17 protein-coding genes are annotated in these 17,627 nt (G+C 55.2%); 15 read left to right on the forward strand and 2 right to left on the reverse strand.

Annotated features, from left to right (window positions below; translation table 11 throughout):
* The first annotated feature begins 213 nt into the window (after window positions 1-213).
* From HRQ60_RS16295 to HRQ60_RS16320, 6 genes are all read left to right on the forward strand, one after another.
* The gene (locus tag HRQ60_RS16295; RefSeq protein WP_172197388.1) at window positions 214-1,215 is read left to right on the forward strand and encodes a Gfo/Idh/MocA family protein; all 1,002 of its coding nucleotides are present in this window, start codon (window positions 214-216) and stop codon (window positions 1,213-1,215) included.
* Window positions 1,216-1,304: 89 nt separating this feature from the next.
* The gene (locus HRQ60_RS16300) at window positions 1,305-2,336 is read left to right on the forward strand and encodes an aldose 1-epimerase (protein ID WP_172197391.1); all 1,032 of its coding nucleotides are present in this window, start codon (window positions 1,305-1,307) and stop codon (window positions 2,334-2,336) included.
* Between the two features lie 130 nt (window positions 2,337-2,466).
* Window positions 2,467-3,051 (forward strand): nitroreductase family protein, encoded by a 585-nt coding sequence (locus tag HRQ60_RS16305; RefSeq protein WP_172197394.1) that lies wholly within the window; start codon window positions 2,467-2,469, stop codon window positions 3,049-3,051.
* A gap of 204 nt (window positions 3,052-3,255) precedes the next feature.
* Window positions 3,256-4,014, forward strand: coding sequence for an acyl-[acyl-carrier-protein] thioesterase (locus HRQ60_RS16310; RefSeq protein WP_172197397.1), 759 nt, complete (start codon window positions 3,256-3,258; stop codon window positions 4,012-4,014).
* Window positions 4,015-4,047: 33 nt separating this feature from the next.
* The gene (locus HRQ60_RS16315; RefSeq protein WP_172197400.1) at window positions 4,048-4,950 is read left to right on the forward strand and encodes an aldo/keto reductase; all 903 of its coding nucleotides are present in this window, start codon (window positions 4,048-4,050) and stop codon (window positions 4,948-4,950) included.
* A gap of 146 nt (window positions 4,951-5,096) precedes the next feature.
* The gene (locus HRQ60_RS16320) at window positions 5,097-5,363 is read left to right on the forward strand and encodes a hypothetical protein (protein WP_172197403.1); all 267 of its coding nucleotides are present in this window, start codon (window positions 5,097-5,099) and stop codon (window positions 5,361-5,363) included.
* 158 nt (window positions 5,364-5,521) lie between these two features.
* Here the strand turns inward: HRQ60_RS16320 and HRQ60_RS16325 are convergent, their stop codons facing one another.
* Both HRQ60_RS16325 and HRQ60_RS16330 read right to left on the reverse strand, forming a co-directional pair.
* Window positions 5,522-6,859, reverse strand: coding sequence for a hemolysin family protein (locus tag HRQ60_RS16325; RefSeq protein WP_172197406.1), 1,338 nt, complete (start codon window positions 6,857-6,859; stop codon window positions 5,522-5,524).
* Between the two features lie 39 nt (window positions 6,860-6,898).
* Window positions 6,899-7,267 (reverse strand): hypothetical protein, encoded by a 369-nt coding sequence (locus HRQ60_RS16330; protein ID WP_172197409.1) that lies wholly within the window; start codon window positions 7,265-7,267, stop codon window positions 6,899-6,901.
* A gap of 262 nt (window positions 7,268-7,529) precedes the next feature.
* On the opposite strand from HRQ60_RS16330, the gene HRQ60_RS16335 reads away from it, so the two are divergent.
* The 9 genes from HRQ60_RS16335 (at window position 7,530) to HRQ60_RS16375 (ending at window position 17,601) form a co-directional block, all read left to right on the forward strand.
* On the forward strand, window positions 7,530-8,444 hold the full coding sequence (locus HRQ60_RS16335; protein ID WP_172197412.1) for an NAD(P)/FAD-dependent oxidoreductase: 915 nt from the start codon (window positions 7,530-7,532) through the stop codon (window positions 8,442-8,444).
* Between the two features lie 125 nt (window positions 8,445-8,569).
* On the forward strand, window positions 8,570-8,911 hold the full coding sequence (locus tag HRQ60_RS16340; RefSeq protein WP_172197594.1) for a DUF3243 family protein: 342 nt from the start codon (window positions 8,570-8,572) through the stop codon (window positions 8,909-8,911).
* A gap of 267 nt (window positions 8,912-9,178) precedes the next feature.
* Window positions 9,179-10,879, forward strand: a complete 1,701-nt coding sequence (locus HRQ60_RS16345) for an Hsp70 family protein (protein WP_172197415.1) — start codon at window positions 9,179-9,181, stop codon at window positions 10,877-10,879.
* 1 nt (window position 10,880) lies between these two features.
* Window positions 10,881-13,361, forward strand: a complete 2,481-nt coding sequence (locus tag HRQ60_RS16350) for a J domain-containing protein (protein ID WP_172197418.1) — start codon at window positions 10,881-10,883, stop codon at window positions 13,359-13,361.
* Window positions 13,358-14,077 carry a DUF1266 domain-containing protein gene (locus HRQ60_RS16355; protein WP_172197421.1) on the forward strand — a complete coding sequence of 240 codons (720 nt, stop codon included), beginning with the start codon at window positions 13,358-13,360 and terminating at the stop codon, window positions 14,075-14,077. Before HRQ60_RS16350 ends, HRQ60_RS16355 begins: the two co-directional genes overlap by 4 nt.
* Window positions 14,078-14,144: 67 nt before the next feature.
* Complete coding sequence (locus tag HRQ60_RS16360) at window positions 14,145-14,747, forward strand: nitroreductase family protein (RefSeq protein ID WP_172197424.1); 603 nt, start codon at window positions 14,145-14,147, stop codon at window positions 14,745-14,747.
* Window positions 14,748-15,041: 294 nt separating this feature from the next.
* Complete coding sequence (locus HRQ60_RS16365) at window positions 15,042-15,608, forward strand: hypothetical protein (protein ID WP_172197427.1); 567 nt, start codon at window positions 15,042-15,044, stop codon at window positions 15,606-15,608.
* Window positions 15,609-15,773: 165 nt separating this feature from the next.
* Window positions 15,774-15,956, forward strand: a complete 183-nt coding sequence (locus HRQ60_RS16370) for a hypothetical protein (RefSeq protein WP_172197430.1) — start codon at window positions 15,774-15,776, stop codon at window positions 15,954-15,956.
* Window positions 15,957-16,374: 418 nt separating this feature from the next.
* Window positions 16,375-17,601, forward strand: coding sequence for an MFS transporter (locus tag HRQ60_RS16375; RefSeq protein ID WP_172197433.1), 1,227 nt, complete (start codon window positions 16,375-16,377; stop codon window positions 17,599-17,601).
* Window positions 17,602-17,627 lie beyond the last annotated feature (26 nt).

The following is a 17,627-nucleotide window of genomic DNA, read 5'->3' on the forward strand; positions in this document are numbered from 1 at the left end:
TTCAACACGCGACCGGAACGAATTTCTCCCGCAGCCGACGAGCTTCTACAACGAATAGGACTTTCTCGACAACCTGAGGGGGTAAAATACCCCCTTTTTTCCTGCGCTCAAAGACGTTGGCAGCGTATACCAAAAACGTTATCATAAAGACACGGAACGGACGCCGCATGGGTTAACCGGCCGTTGACAGGAGAATACGAAGGAGGAGAAACGATGACTCGAACACTGCGATGGGGAATTGTCGGTACGGCTTCGATCGCCGAGAGCGCATTTATTCCGGCTATGCAAAATTCGGAACGGGGCAGGGTAACGGCGATCGCCGGCCGCGATGCAAACAAGGCTCGTCAGATGGCCGAACGGGCAGGCGTTGAAAAGTCTTACGGAAGCTATGAAGAGCTGCTGCAGGACTCCGACATCGATGCCGTCTATATTCCGCTTCCCAATCATTTACATAAGGAATGGACGATCCAAGCGGCGCGGGCGGGCAAACATGTCCTTTGCGAAAAGCCGGCGGCGTTAAATGCGGGAGAAGCCGAAGAAATGCTGAAAGTCTGCGAAGAGGAAGGCGTTTTGTTTGCGGAAGCTTTTATGTATCGCTATGGAGGCAAACACGCGCGCTTGCGGGAAATCCTCGAATCGGGGGAAATCGGAGACCTTCGTTCGATGCACGGCGTTTTCAATTACTGTACGCCGGACGATACCGGCAACGTTCGCTTCAACCGTTCCATGGGCGGAGGTTCGATCTATGATATCGGCGTGTATCCGATCTCGGCCGCACGGATGATCGCGGGATGCGAACCGTTGTGGGCGTCGGCCCATGCTTTTTTCTCCTCCCGGCATGACGACGTGGACATGGCCGCTTCGGGACTGCTGGCTTTCCCGGACGGACTGGCTTTGACTTTCGAATGCGGCATGTGGTCGTATAACCGTTCGTATTTTGAAATTACGGGAACCCATGGCCGAATCGAGCTGCCCTTCATGTTCGGATGGCGCGAAAATCCGCAGATTGTCGTCTGTACCGATCGGGAGCGGCGCGAAGAACGCCTGCCGGAGGTCAATCATTATACGCTTCAGGCCGATGCTTTCGCTCGTGCGGTGTTCGGCGAAGCGAAACTGCCTTTCGCTTCCGAAGATGCTCTGCATAATATGCGTGCGGTCGATGCCTGTCTCCAATCCGCACGCGAAGGCCGCCGGGTCGAAATTGCACCGAACTGAGTTTGAACGCCGTCAGCATTGAAAGCGCATCCTGCGGCGCGTTATAATGAATGGTGAGCGATTCCAATTTTATTTAAAGGAGACTGTACATGTCGATGAATCCAAATGCCGGAACCCCTCCGGTGTACGAAGCAAAAAACGGCGACTACAACGGGGAAACGGCCGTATGGCTCAAATACGGCGACTACGAAGCAGCCGTACTGCCAAGAATCGGCGGCAATCTGATCGCGTTTCGCGATACGGCGCGCGGATTCCGTTTCCTGCGCGAACCGGAAGACATGCAGGCTTTCGTATCCGATCCGGGTACGCATGGCATTCCGCCGCTGTTTCCTCCTAACCGCTACGATGGCGGGAAGCTGAAATGGAACGGCGAAGAATACCTTTTCCCGGTTAACGAAGAAGCGACAGGCAACTTCCTGCACGGCTATCTGCATACGCTTCCTTGGGAAGTGGAAGCTTTCGGCGCTTCGGAAGCAGGCAGCTTCGTTTCGGTTGCCCACCGGGTCGGCGAAGGGCACCGCATGTACGAGTACTTCCCTTATTCCTTCACGCTTCGAATCCGTTATACGCTGAGCGCGCTTGGCCTGGAGCAGGACGTGACGCTCTTTAACGAATCGGAACGCAGGCTGCCGGCTCTGCTGGCGTTCCATACCGCCCTGAATGCGCCTTTTGCGGAAGAAAGCACATCCGAAGACTGCCGCATCAAAGTCACGATCGGCCAGCGCCGCGAGCTGGATGGACGGATGCTGCCGACCGGCGGATTCCAGCCGCTTGCGGAGTGGGAAGAGAAGATGCGCGAAAGCGGAGTGAATCCGTATGTCGATGCGATGGACAACCATTATACGGCCGTTCCTCAAGGCGGACGCAACCGGGCGGAAATTACCGACACCAGACTCGGAGTCAAAGTGGTGTATGACGTAGGTACTTCGTACCGCCACTGGATGATCTGGAACAGCGGAGCCGGCGGATCGTTCATCTGCCCCGAACCGCAGGTTAACCTGGTTAACGCGCCGAATCTGTCGCTTCCCGCCGAAGATATGGGACTGTTTGCGATCGAGCCGGGCGAAGTCTGGCAGGCAACCAGCCGGATTTATACGGTGGATCTGGCCAGCGGCGCCTAATCCGGGCTGCCTGCAAATCCGGATCTTTGTCTCCGAATTCCCGGCCGAAGGCGGCCGGGAATTTGTATGTTTGAATCCACTGTTCACCCGCGGCAGAAGCTGCCGCAAGGAAATCGAAGGAGGAATTGCAATGAATCTATCGGAAGCGATCCGTACCCGGCGCAGCGTCGGGGCGGTCAAGAACGAGGAAGTGCCGCGCGAGCAGATCGAACGTATCCTGGAAGCGGGAACCTGGGCTCCCAATCACCGGAAGACCGAACCATGGAGATTTTTCGTTCTCCAAGGAGAGGGCCGCAGCAAACTGGCAGCCGCGATGGCCGATACCGAAGCGGCCGAGAAAGGTCTGAATCCTTCACCGGAAGAACGCGAGGAACTGCTCGCTTCCGCCCACAAAAAAGTAATGCGCGCCCCCGTCATTATCGCGGTAGGCTGCGATCCGGTGGACAGCCCGAAGATTATTCCGCTGGAAGAGACGCTTGCCGTCGGTTCCGCAATTCAAAATATGCTGCTTGAAGCGCATGCGCTGGGTCTCGGCACAGTCTGGAGAAGCGGAAGTCTCTGTTATCATCCGCTGATGGCCGAACGTTTCGGTCTCGGCGCAAACGGGCAGATGCTGGGCTTCATCTACCTGGGCTATCCGGACCGCGAACCGGGCCAGGGAACGCGCGAACCGTTCGAATCGAAGACAGTTTGGATCGATACGTTCGACCACTGAATCCAGGGTCTTGGGCGAAGGGCCTGACAGTTTGTGCAGCTCCGTTTCTTCTTGAGGAAGCGGAGCTTTTTGCGTCGTTTGAGGGTCCGGTTACCGATTGTACTGCGCCCCTGGATATCCGCCGCGGTTTGGCATTTGGATGTTCCGGCGCTATAATGGACAGCGAGGCGCAGGGCTTTTTTGGCGCGAAAGGAGCTGACGAAGATGGAGGATATATGGAAGGAATCTTTCTCCGTTTCGGTTACGGATTCGGACTTTGCCGGCCGGATGCGGCTGTCCGCTCTGCTTGGCGTCATGCAGAATGCGGCAGACCGTCATCTGGAACATGCCGGTATTTCCGTAGGCCGGATGCTGGAAGAAGGAATGGCCTGGGTGCTGATGACCATCCGTCTGGAACTGTCTGCCGTCCCCCGACTCGGCGATTCGCTGCTGCTGGAAACCTGGAACAGCGGAGCCGAAGGAGCGGTGTGGATCCGGGATTACCGTTTGGTTGACGCAGACGGATTCGAGATCGGCCGGGCTTCGACGGCCTGGACGCTCGTGGATATAGCCAAACGGCGGATTCTTCGTCCTTCCGCTTTTCCGTTTCCGTTATCGGTCAGCACCCGGGCTTCGCTTGCAGGCGCGCTGCAGAAAGCGGTTCTGCCTAGGAGAGAAGAAGCCGACTGGAGCGAATCCGGGATCTATCAGGTCCCTTACAGCGCGGTAGACTGCTACGGGCACTTGAACAATGCGCGTTATGCCGATCTGTGCGCTGATCTGCTGACGGCGGACGAGCATCGCGAATGCGATATTCGCTCGCTGACGATTACTTACAGCCGCGAAGCGGCGCTCGGCGACCGGATTGTTCTGCGGCGAACGGTCGGGGGTCCGGAAGTATTTTTCGCCGGAGAGACGCAGACGGGCCGCAGAACGTTCGAAGCCGTACTCGGACTGGCGGCCCGGATTCCAATATGCACGTAACGTATTCCAAGCACACCAAAGGAGCGGAAACGTATGAAAAAAAATAAGCTTGGCCGTTCGGAACTGCTTGTCGGCGAAATCGGCTTCGGCTGTATGTCGATCGGCACGGAGGAAGACAAAGCGGTGAAAGTGCTGCACGAAGCGCTCGATCTGGGAATCAATCTGCTGGATACCGCGGATCTGTACGATGCCGGCCGAAATGAAGAATTGGTCGGCAAAGCGATCAAAGGCCGGCGAAGCGACGTGATCCTGGCTACCAAAGTCGGCAATCGGCGGCTGCCCGGACAGGAAGGGCTCGCCTGGGACGCTTCGAAAGCTTACATTTTGTCCGCAGTCAAAGACAGCCTCAAGCGCCTGGGTACGGATTACATCGATCTGTACCAGCTGCACGGCGGTACGCTCGACGAGACGATCGACGAGACGATCGAAGCTTTTGAACAGCTGCAAAAAGAAGGCGTAATCCGTTACTACGGCATTTCTTCGATCCGTCCGAATGTGATTCGCGAATACGTTTCGCGTTCGCGGATCGTTAGTGTCATGAGTCAGTACAGTATTCTTGACCGGCGTCCGGAAGAAGAAGTGCTGCCTCTGCTCCAAGCAAGCGGGATCGGGCTTCTGGCCCGTGGTCCCGTTGCGAGCGGGATGCTGACGGAAGAAGGCGAAAGCAAGCTGTCCAAAGGCTATCTGGGTTACGGAGAAGAAGAACTGCGGCGTTTCCGCAGCGAAATCGCATCGGCGGTCGACCGGTCTCTGGCCGAAACGGCTCTTCGCTATCCGCTGTCTTCCCCAGCCGTGGACTGCGTTCTGGCCGGAGCGAGTACCCCGCAGCAGCTGCGGGCCAATATCGCGGCGGTCGCGAGTGCTCCTCTGAGCGATACGGAGCGGGCCGCGATCCGATCTGCGGTACCAGCAAACGTCTATGCGCAGCATCGCTGAAGGTGAGAAGGCAGTAAGGGTTTGTGCGAATGAAAGTTCGCGCAAACTCTTTTTTTGTCCGCAAGGATCTTGCCGTTTTCGTTTTGAGACGTTCCGCTTACGGGTAAAGAGGGTAAGAAAGCGATAACAGGAGGTGTCAGACTATCATGGACAAAGAGCAGCATGAAGCCAAAAAGCGCGAGGAAACCGAAGCGCTGCAGCAAAATCAGCAGGATGACAACCGGCAGGGTTCGCACGATCACCCCGAGCAGTATGCGACAGGCAACGAGAGCCTATTCGATATGCACGAAAGCGAAATGAACGTCGACCCGCTTCCGATGGAAGATATCGCCATGGAGCAGCAGGAAGAGAAAGACAAGGACGCGACCAAGACGCGTTCTTCAAGCGACGACAAATATAAAAGCGGTTTTTGACCGTATGAATCGCCAAGCTCGCGGCGGCAGAACCGATGGACTCGGAATATGCGCAGCGGTCCGATCAGCGAAAAGCCCTTTCCGTCAACCGGAAAGGGCTTTTTGGCGAGAAGAGTCGGTGCGGCAAGGGTTCGAATGCGTCGCGATTTGCCGGAGGCTCAGGATTCGTGCGCAGGTTCGGCGGTGTCGTCCGCAGGATCCGGCCGGCGCAAAATTTCCAGTTTGCGGTAGCGGCGCGGGCCGCGGCGAAGAACGGTGAATTCCAGATTGTCGTAGGTCCATTTCCGACCGACCGGCAGATCCGGACGGTGACCGTACAGCCATCCTCCGATCGTATTCAGTTCCTCGTCGTCCAGATCGGTCATGAGCCGTTCATTGATCCGGTGGATAAAGACTTTGCCGTCGACGATCAGGTGATCTTCCGAGACCTGAACGATTTCCGTTTCTTCGGCTTCGTCGAATTCGTCGCGGATATCTCCGACAATCTCTTCGAGAATATCTTCGATCGTCACCATACCCGAGGTACCGCCGTATTCGTCGACAAGAATCGCGATATGCGTATTTTCGTTTTGCATTTTTTTGAGCAGATCTTTGACCGCCATACTTTCGGACACGGACATGACCGGATGCACGAGGGACGCGACATCGGTATCCGGATTTTCTTCCAGCGCCAGGAAGTACTGTTTGGTATTGATCATCCCGACAATATGGTCTTTGCTCATATCCGCAACAGGGAAACGCGTATACTGCTCCTGCAAAATGATCCGGCGATTTTCTTCGCGCGATTTTTCCAGATAGAGGCAGGCCATGTCGGTACGCGGTACCATGATCTCGTTGGCGAGCATTTCGTCAAAAGCGAAAATGCGGCTGACATAGCCGTATTCGCTTTGATTGATTTTGCCGCCTTCGTAGCTTTCGTTCAGAATCAGGCGCAGTTCTTCTTCCGAGAACGCTTCCCCATGTTCACTGGCCGGTTTCATGCCGATCAAACGTCCGATCTGGTTGGCCGAGCCGTTGAGCAGCCAGATAAACGGATACATGACTTTGTAAAAAACAAGCAGCGATCCTGCTACGGCGAGCGTAACCGCTTCGGATTTCTGGATCGCGACCGTTTTGGGGAACAGCTCGCCGACCACGACATGCAGGTAGGTGATCACCACAAATGCCAGCACGTAGGACAGCAGCGAAGCGACCGCTTCCGGCACGGCCGGAATGGCTTCGAAGACCGGATGCAGCAGCAGTTCCATGGTCGGCTCGCCGAGCGAACCCAACCCGAGAGCGGTGATGGTGATTCCCAACTGGCAGGCGGACAGCGAACCGTCCAGGTTGGTAATCACTTTTTTGGCGTTGATGGCCCGTTTGTTGCCTTCGAGGATCAGTTGGTCGATTCGGCTGCTTCTGACCCGGATAATCGCAAACTCGGTAATGACGAAATAAGCGGTGGCCGCGATCAGCAGCGCAACCAGCAGCAGATTAGTAGCAATGGTAACTCCCATATGGATCTGTTTCTCTCCCTTCGTGTATAAAGCGCTTGTTCAAAAATGAGGTAAAACAAGCGCTTCTTCCACGTAATTGGAGAGGAATTTGAGCGGCCTGAGCAGCCGTTTTTTTAGTCCAAGCAGGACTGCCCATCCGATTAGAAGCTCTACCGCATGCAGCGGGAAGAACGGATCGTGCGGCGGCGCGGGATCGGCTTCGACAGGCAGAATGCCCGGCGTCCAGAGCATCGAAGGCAGCCCGGAAGGCAGCGGTCCGACTCCGGTATCCGCACTGTTGAGATTGTCGAGCGCCTCGTCGAGGTCAATCGGATTCTCGTCTTTCAGTACGGAAGGCGATAGGCACAGCACCAGGGTCAGCAAGGCGACAAAAAGGAAACGGGCCCCGTTTTTCGCCGAATTCAACAAGCGTCGGGGCCGTCGTATTCGGTTCGGGAAGGGGATCGTCTCCTTTCTGGAAAATGTTCCGAACATACGGCATAACCAGATAAATTGTAGGGATATGCGCCGTCCCTGTCAAATGAGCGTTTAAAAAAAGGGTTTTGGTTTATATATTTTGGAAACCGACTGTACAAAAGCAAGCGGACTTGCAAAAAGGGAACGAATATCGATTCGGGAACGTCTTATTCGTATCCGGCAGGCCGCTTGAACAAGAGAGAGGAGCCTGTTCATGCTGCATGATTGCATCATCATCGGTGGAGGAATCGCGGGAACCCAAGCGGCTATTCAGCTGGGACGCTACAGTACCTATCGGGTTCTCGTGATCGATTCCGGGTACGGCCGCTCGTCGGTCTGCCATACGTATCACAATATACTTGGCTGGCCCGAAGGCGTAACCGGCGAAGACCTGCGTCGCACCGGAAGAAAGCAGGCCGAAGCGCTGGGCGTGGAATTTGTTCAAGACACGGTAATGGAAGCGGCGCAGGACGGCGAACGTTTTGTCCTGACAACCGGTACCGGCAAACGTTTTTTCTCCCATACCGTACTGCTGGCAACGGGGATGATGGACCGTTATCCGGAAATTCCGGGACTGCGCGACGCGCTCGGCTACAGTATTTATATTTGTCCGGACTGCGACGGCTATGAGATCGTGGATCAAAAAACCGTGCTGATCGGATCGGGCGAGCACGGATCGGGCATGGCGGTGCTGCTGTCCGAACGTACGCCTCATCTGACCTATATCAACCATGAACGGGCGCCGATCGAAGAACGCCTGCTTGAACATATGCGGAAACTCGGAATCGGCTACGAAGAGAAAAAAGTCGCCGAGGTGCGTTCGGACGATCATCGCGATATCCGTTCCGTCGTGCTGGAGGACGGCCGCGAACTCCAAGCGGACAAAGGGTTTATCGCATTCGGAGGCAGCCATGTGCGAACGGAACTTGCCGCCCAGCTTGGCGTGACTCTCGAAGGGAACCGGCATATCAAGACGGATTCGCGCACCAAAATGACCGATGTTGAAGGAGTCTGGGCAGCCGGCGATATCGGTCTGCATTCGGAGCTTTCGACGATCGCGATGGGAGAAGGGACGCAGGCGGCTATCTGGATCCACAAAAAATTGCGCAAAATCCATAAAAGTCTTTAAAGGCGGGTTCATATTCGATAGACGGGTTAATAATAATGCAGCAGGTGCTATACGCTTTGAAAATATTCATGGTTCGCTTCAAAATTCGAAACTGACAACCGAGAGGAGCCAGACAAATGGGTAATATCGAAGAACAAAAGCACGCGGTAACGAAAGACGGAGAGGTTCATACGGATAAGGTCGAACAAACGATTGACCGTATCCCTGATGATAAAAAAGACAAAATTTTACAAGACTTCGATTCCTTCAAAAAATATTTGCACAACCGGATCAAAATCGGTGAGAGCATCGGACTCGGCGAAGAGCAGTTGGCGAAAGTCGCCGAAAAAGTAGCCGATTACTTGGCCGCTCACGAAGAGCCGCGCAACAGCGAAGAGAAGCTGCTGCAGGAACTGTGGAAAGTCGGAGATGAAGATCAACGCCACAAACTGGCCCATCTGCTCGTCCGTCTGGCTCAGTCTTCCTGAGGCAGGTCAAGCGGACCTTACGACCGTTTGAGTTTTCCCGAAAGCCCGCAGCCGAACGGCCGCAATCAAAAATCGGATTTCTAACGCACACAGCCTATATGCCACACTAGAGCAGCCGACCGATTTTGGGAAAACCTTCCGGAAGTATTGGGGGGTTTTCCTTTTTGCGTTTAACATAGATGAAAAGAGTAGATAACGAAAAAGTACGGCCGATATAACCGATTATAAAAGATAAAGCAAAAATAACCGAAGAGCGAGGTGAACAGAGTGCCGATTATCGGAATCGATCTGGGAACGACAAACAGTTTGGCATCTTATCGAACGGAAGAAGGAAGTACACTCATTCCGAATGCGCTCGGAAACGTGCTGACGCCTTCGGTGGTGGGCGTAGACGATAACGGGCAGATTCTGACAGGCGAAATCGCAAGGGAACGTTTGGTCACGCATCCCGACAAAACCGCTGCGTTGTTCAAACGATACATAGGTACAGACCGGCGCTATAAGCTGGGCGAGCACGAATTTTCTCCGGAAGATTTGTCTGCTTTTATTCTTCGTTCGCTCAAACAGGATGCGGAAGCTCTCCTGGGCGAACCCGTGGAAGAAGCGGTTATCAGCGTCCCCGCCTACTTTAACGATATCCAGAGAAGAGCGACCAAACGGGCCGGCGAACTGGCGGGCCTGCGGGTCGAGCGGCTGATCAACGAACCGACCGCTGCGGCTGTCGCCTACGGGCTTCACCTGGAGCAGGAAGAAAGCCAGTTTCTCGTGTTCGACCTGGGAGGGGGAACCTTCGACGTCTCCATTCTCGATATGTTCGAAGGCGTAATGGAAGTCAAATCCGTAGCCGGGGATGCTTTTCTGGGCGGCGAGGATTTCACGGACATGCTGATCGCCCGCTTCCTCGAACATTTTGAACTGGACGAAGATCGGCTGGACAACCGGACGATGGCCGGACTTCGCAAACAGGCCGAGCAGGGCAAGCGTCTGCTGACGATGCAGCAGGATGCCAAGCTGTCCTGCACCGTGGACGGCGAGACGTACGAATGGACGATTGACCGAGGCTTGTTCGACCATCTGGCCAAGCCGCTGCTGAACCGTCTGCGCCATCCGGTGGAACGGGCTTTGAAAGACGCTTCGCTCAGCCCGCGTGAGCTGAACGAGATCATCCTGGTCGGAGGAGCCACCCGGATGCCGCTGATCTATTCGTTTGCCGCCCGTTTGTTCGGACGTTTTCCGGCGGCGCGCATTCATCCGGACGAGACGGTAGCGATCGGCGCGGGGATTGTGGCCGCCATGAAAGAGCGCCGGGAAGAACTGAAAGAAGTCGTCCTGACCGACATCTGCCCGTATACCCTGGGAACGATGGTTACGGTCAAAAACGGAGACGGCGGCTATGACGGCGGACACTTTTACCCGATTATCGAACGGCACACCGTCATTCCGGCCAGCCGGGTGGAACGCTTCTATACCGTAACCGACGACCAAAAAACGATTCGTATCGAAATTTATCAGGGCGAGAACCGCCTGACGCGCAACAATATCAAGCTGGGGCAGCTGGAGATTCCCGTACCGGGCGGCCGTGCAGGCGCCCAGGCGGTCGATATTCGTTTTACCTACGATATCAACGGTATACTCGAAGTGGAAGTGACCACACTCTCCACCAGCGAGACGCATCGTCTTCTGATTCGCGAAGATGCCAGCGGGATGTCGATGGAAGAAGTCGAAAAGCGATTCCTGGAATTGGAAGCGATTAAAGTCCATCCCCGCGATAAGTCCGAGAACCGTCTGCTGCTTGCACGCGGCGACCGGATCTATGAAGAGTCGCTGGGCAGTAATCGGACCCGCATCGCGGGAGCGCTGCGTCGTTTCGAGACGGTTCTGAGCCGTCAGGATGAACGCGAGATTCGCAAAGAAGCGGGAATGTTGAAAGAACTGCTGGAGCTGGCGGAAAAGCAGCCGGAGGAATGATATGAATATTTGGTCCATGCTGGGCATTGAACCGACGTCCGAAATCAAAGCGATTAAGCGGGCTTATGCCCGCCGATTGAAAGAATGCCATCCGGAAGAAAACCCGGAAGGGTTCCAGCGGATCCGCCAGTCCTACGAGATGGCGCTCGAAGAAGCGAAGCGTCTTGCGGAGCCGGGCGGCAGCGCTTCGCTCAGCAAAGCCGAGCTGCAGGGATTGAGAAATCCGGAACCGGCGGCGGCCGAAACCGGACCGGAATCGCCCGTCATGCTGTTTATGCGCCGCTGCGAAGACATTTATACGGAGATCGAGAAACGGATCGATCCCGATACCTGGCAGGAACTGCTCGACGACGAGCTGTTCTGGCCGATAGAAGTCCGGGAACGTATCGGGCGCGATTTGTTCGGATTCTTGTTGAAACATCCGTTCCTGCCTCAGAGCGTGCTGCATCTGCTGGATCGCCATTTCGAATGGACGGCCAGAGAAAGACGGCTCGGCGACGAGTACGAGCAGGCGGAAGTCGGTTTGTTTATGGAGCGCTTCAACAGTTTTTGGGAGCTTCGTTATGACCGGCTGGTCGCCGAAGAACCTTACGATTACGACGCGTTCCTTCGCTTTCGGGAACAGGCCCATTATGCGCTGGTGCTGAACGATCTGGACCTTGCGGAAAAAGCGCTCAAAGGCGCCGCGCTGCTGAATAATCGGGAGCCCGACTGCCTTCGGTTGATCGCTCTTTTTTATATGCGCAAAGAAGAGATGCGTTCGGCGCTGCAGGTGCTGGACCAGTGGGTAAAAGAAGAGCCCGAAGAGCCGGAAGCCCGCTTGATGCGGGGGGAAGCACTGCGGCGAGACGGAAATCCGACTCTTGCGCTGACCGAATACGAACAGCTGTTGAAACGGCTCCCCGGCAGTATTCATGCACTGAGCGGAATCGCGGCCTGCAAGGAAGAGCTGGATCTACCCTGGGAAGCGAAAAAAGTGTACGAAGAGCTGTGTGCGCGTTATCCGGAAGACCTGGAAGCGCAGATCCGGCTGCTGATGCTCAACGACAGGCTTGCAGGCAATCTGACGCCAAACGCCCAGCCGGATCGCAGCGAGATTTATACGCTGGCCGAACTGTATCTGGATACCGGCCGCGAAAAAGAATGTGCCGAGATGCTGCTGGAAGCCGAGAGCGGCCAGACGCTGAGCGCCGAGTTGAATTTTCTGCTCGGCAAGGCCCTGGGGAAGCTGGAACGTTATGCGGAGAGCGAAGAACGGCTGACCCGGGCGATTCGGCAGACGGAATCCCAGCCGCCCAAACAGGCGGATATTCTGAAGCTGCGGGGACTGATTCGGATCGCGCTGGAACGTTTTGAAGAAGCGCGCCTTGATCTCAGGCAGGTTCTGCTGCTGAAACCGTCCGATCCCGAGGCCCTGTACTGGTTCGGCGAATCTCTTCGCATGGAAGGGAACTATGAAGAAGCGCTCCAACTGCTGAACCATGCTTTGGAGCTGTCTTCGCAGTGGTATTACCATTCGGCCCGAGGCGACTGTTTCTATTCGCTGCGCCGTTATCCGGAAGCGCTGCTCGATTATCTGCGGGTGATCCAGTATGACCGGACGCTGAAGGAACCTTGGTTCCGGGTCGGTTACTGTTTCCTGCGGATCGGCGATTATGCGCATGGGCTGGAGTATCTGAATGAAGCCAAAGAGCGGGGATTTCCGGAAGCCGTTCTGCTGCTGATGGCCGAAGCGCATTTTCGCGCCGGGGAATTCGAGCAGGCGGTGTCCATGGTCGGCCGTTATAACCGGGAGCGACCCAAAGAATATTACGGCCGTATCGTGGAAGGGGATATGTACCGCTCATCGGGCCGGGGAGCAGAAGCGCTCACCTGTTACCGGGAAGCCGAGCGGATTGCGCCGCTGGAGTATCTGCCTGCCCGGCTTGCGGCGGAGATGCTGCTCCGCGCAAACCGCGCTGCCGAAGCCCAGCAAAGCCTTGCAGCGCTGATGCAGCGGCATCCTGCACGGGGTTGGGCGTATTTGCAGCAGATTCGCCTGCTTATTTCCGAGCAGCGCTGGGAAGAAGCCGAATCGTCTATCGTTCGCTATACGGATCAAATCGATCCCAAAGAACAGGATCCTCTGATTCTGCTGTACGGCGGATATATCCTGTTTCGTCTGGACCAGTACGAACAGGCCGCCGAATTCTTCGAAGCGGCCTGCCAGGTCGGCCTGCAGCATGAAGCGGCAGAGTACCTGATTCGCTGCTGGGTGGCCATGGGGCGTTATGAACAAGCGGAGGAACTTGCGGTCGAAGCCGCATCCTCCGGCGGGGAACGTCCGATGCTGACGGAAATCGCCCGGGTTCTGCAGCAGTATTCTTCCCGCAGATGGAAGCTGCTGCGCCGAACGCGCGGGCCTGAACTGCCTGATGTCGAGGCGCAGCCCGCCCTGCCCGAACCGGCCGGCGAGCCGCTGCCGGAGATTCACGGCTTTTGAAGAAAGGAGCTGCCGCGATGGAGACGCTGCGCCTAAGAGGAACGGACGAACAGAATCTGCGCGCTTTTGCGATTGGCGCCGTATTGTTTCAAATGAACGGCCTGCTCGAAGAAACGGGATTTGCTTGGCCCACTGCACGCAGGGAAGAACTTCGCAAGCTTTTGTCCCATACGTGGTCGGTCAAAGACGAAGAATCGCTGCACCGGCATCTGAACTGGCTGCTGGAAGAAGGCGGACAGGCTTCGTACCGCAAGACCGAGATGTTTCTCGGCGCTTTGTCGTTCAAAGACCGGGAACGCTACTTCGACCGCCTGAGCAGCAATGCCGCTTTGTATAACCACGCCCGCCTCGTTCAGATGTACACAGGCAAGCTTCCACGGGCCGGAATCGCGGCTTGGGACCTGGGGCAGTACGTATTCATCTGCCGCACCGCCCATTCTGCGGGTTGGCTCGAAGGCGAACATGCCCTCGAATTAGCGAAAGCGGCTTCGCAGAAAGCCCAGAGCCTGTATCGCGACTGGTCCGAATATGCCGCAGCCTACTTGGCGGGACGGCAGATTTGGACCAACCAGCCTTCCGCCGAAGCGGCCAAACCTTATGTCGTCTGCGTATCCAAGCTTTTGACCGATCCGCGCAGTCTGTGGAAACGTTTGGAATGGGGCATGCCGCTGGGAACAGTTTCCGAAGAAAATGACAAACTTGACGCACGGAATTGAGTATTATATAGTTTATTACGAAAAGTTATAAAAATACTTTCGTGACCCGATCAAGGAGGCCTTTACCGTGGCAAAAGAATTTTTCGAAGCTTTGAAATCCAGACGTTCCATTTATGCAATCGGCAAAGACGTAACCGTAAGCGAAGCGAAGATTCAGGAAATCGTGGAAGAAGCGGTCAAGTATACGCCAACTTCGTTTAACTCCCAGACTTCCCGCGCTGTGGTTCTGTTTGGCGAACAGCATGAGAAATTGTGGGACCTTACTTTGGGCGAATTGAAAAAAGTGGCTGTGTCCGAAGAAGCTTTTGCCGGAACCACCGACAAAATCAATTCGTTCAAAAGCGGCTGCGGTACGGTTCTGTTTTTTGAAGACCAGGACATCGTAAAAAACCTGCAGAACCAATTTGCTCTGTATGCCGATAACTTCCCGATCTGGGCCGACCAATCTTCGGGTATGCTGCAGCTTGTCGTATGGACGGCGCTGAGCGACGAAGGACTCGGAGCTACGCTTCAGCATTACAACCCGCTGATCGACGCCGGCGTCCAGGAAGCCTGGAACCTGCCTTCGAGCTGGCTGCTGAGAGCCCAAATGCCTTTCGGAGCGCCTCTTGCCCCGGCCGGAGAAAAGACGTTCCAACCGGTCGAGGAACGCGTTAAAGTGTTCAAATAAGAAGGCTGCGGATCGATGATATCCATAACGAATCCAAACGGAAAGAAGCGGGCTTGCGAGTCCGCTTCTTTTTTGATGCGCGGTCGCGGAAGAGGTCTGCCTGCTGAATCCCCTTTCAAATAAGTCAATATTGTAAGAACATCTTTATCGGTTCGACACTCTTTGATTAACACCAGGTCCTATAATGAAAATATAAAGGAAATTCAAGAAATCAGTTTGTGCAAGCAAGCTTTAGGGTAATAAGACTTACCGAGAACTTGCACAACAAGGGACCTCTGAAAGGGGAGAACAACAATGAAAAAGACAACAATCGGCATGATCGGTACAGGTATTCTGGCCTTTATGATCGGATTTGGATACTTCCCTGCTTCTAGCGTAGTCACTCCGGCTTCTGCCGCTCCGGCAGAACAAACAACCGGTACCAGCGACGAAACATCGACGGAACAAACATATACGATCTTTATCAACTCGGTTGAAAAAGATGCAAACGGCGCAACCCAGCTCGAGACCGACCGAATCGGATGGTATACGGGCGAAGCGGCGAACAAGCTCTTCCTGAAAGAAAATCCGGACGCAGCCGAAGAAATGGGCGGAGCACCGGACGGTTACTACATCGTGAATAACGATATTACCGAAGTGAAAATGCCGGTCGCTGCGGATGCGCAGGTTCTGATGCAGATCTACGATCACACCGGCAATTATGAAGACATGGAGATCAACTGGAACGAAGCGATTGGCCTGGACAAATTCGACGCCCAGTACAACAATTCGCTTGGCCTGCTTGACCTGAGCGCGTTCCCTTACCATGTGACGGTCAAAGACGGGGTTATCGTGAAGATCGTCCAACAGTATATCCCTTAAACCGCATCTGCGGCTGCACCGAATTCCGGCGGGCTTAGGCCCGACCGGAATTTTTTTTGCGAATGGAGATAACGCTTACAATTTGGGACATACAAAAATAGCATTTACACCTTATGCAAATTCTTATATAGTCGTTGTACACGGAATTAGAGGAGGTGGATACGGATGTCTATAAAAGCCAAAGCAGCGGGTTGTGCGCTGCTGATCGTCGTGTTCGAAGCGGCAGGGGTACGTTCTTTCCTGTATCCCGATTACGTCCAAGCGGTCATGTACAGCGGTGCGGGTCTTGTCCTTGCCTATTCCGCTGTCCGCGGAGGTTTGCGAAGCCAGGGTCGTTTGGAAAGCTGAGTCTGTCCTCTGCCCAAAAAGGCACAAAAAGCGTCGTTCATCCTCAAAACGAGGACGGATGGCGCTTTTTGTATCGGAGACGGCAGCACATTCCCGAACCGCCCGGTCCGCCGTCAAATACATGTGGAACCATGTGAATCTTTTGACGTAATTTTTCTTTACATGTGGGTACGGAAAGGATAGACTATGAGGCAGACTCGAAAGAGATCCCGGCGCGTGCGCGGGGAGAAAACAAAGAACGTTTTTCAATGAATTGAGCCCGTTTTCACAAACTCTGTAGACGGAGGGAGAGAAAAAGGGGCGATTCCACGAAGCGGTTCGGCGTTTTTTCCTTGTGCCAGTCTCGGAGCCGGCGCGTTCATCTCGAACGACGCCGCCTGCAGGCCGCGCCCAATAAGAGGAAATGGGGACACAAAGAATGGGAAATGTTAACGTACTCAGCAAGCCGAAACGGAGAAGCCTGCTGGCAAGTGTAGGGATGAGCTGGTTGTTCGATGCCATGGATGTCGCGTTGATCTCGTTTGTCGCTGCGGCGCTCGCGGTCGAATGGTCGCTCGGACCCCAGCAGTTGGGTGTTCTGACTGCGATCAACTCGGTAGGGATGGCGGTAGGCGCCGCCTGTGCCGGTATCCTCGCGGACCGTTTCGGAAGAAAGTCGGTTCTGCTCTGGACCTTGTTGATCTTCTCGCTGGCGAGCGGATTATCCGCCGTCGCAACCGGCTTCGTGATGCTGTGTATTCTTCGCTTTATTTCCGGATTCGGCCTGGGCGGAGAACTGCCGGTCGCTTCCACGCTCGTATCCGAATCCGTACCTGCCAACGAACGCGGGCGGACGGTTGTGCTGCTGGAAAGTTTTTGGGCAGGCGGGTGGATTCTTGCCGCACTGATCGCTTACTTCATTATTCCGAATTTTGAATCCGGTTGGCGGATCGCGTTTGCCCTGGGAGCCCTGCCGGCTTTGTATGCGCTCTACCTGCGGAGAAAGATTGACGATTCTCCAAGATTCCTCGCGCAGAAAAACAAAGCCGAAAAAGTCGGTCTCAAACAGCGCTTCGCTCAACTCTGGGCGCCCGAGTACCGCAAAACGTCGCTGATGCTCTGGATTCTCTGGTTTACGGTCGTCTTTTCCTACTATGGCATGTTCCTGTGGCTGCCGCAGGTCATGGTGTACAAAGATTACAGTTTGACCAAAAGCTTCGAGTATGTCCTGATCATGACCCTGGCGCAGCTGCCGGGTTACTTCACCGCCGCCTACTTCATCGAGAAGTTCGGCCGCAAATTCGTACTGGTCGTTTATCTCGTGCTGACCGCTGCAAGCGCCATCTGGTTCGGTCTGGCCGATACGACGGCGACGCTGCTGGCGGCAGGCATCTGCCTCTCGTTCTTCAACCTTGGGGCCTGGGGCGGACTGTACGCGTACACGCCTGAGCATTACCCGACGCATATGCGCACGACGGGAGCCGGTCTGGCCGCTTCGTTTGGACGGGTAGGCGGGATCATTGCTCCATTTCTCGTCGGTTGGATGATTTCGCAGGGCGTCGAGATTTATGTGATCTTCGGGATGTTCTGCGGAATGATCCTGATCGGAGCCGCTTCGGTCGCTTTCCTGGGCAAAGAAACCAAAGGTACGGAGCTTGCGGAATAACAGAACTTCATCGGTTGGGCAGGTAT

Origin of the sequence: Saccharibacillus qingshengii (genome assembly GCF_013185195.1) — a bacterium.
Lineage (GTDB): Bacteria > Bacillota > Bacilli > Paenibacillales > Paenibacillaceae > Saccharibacillus > Saccharibacillus qingshengii.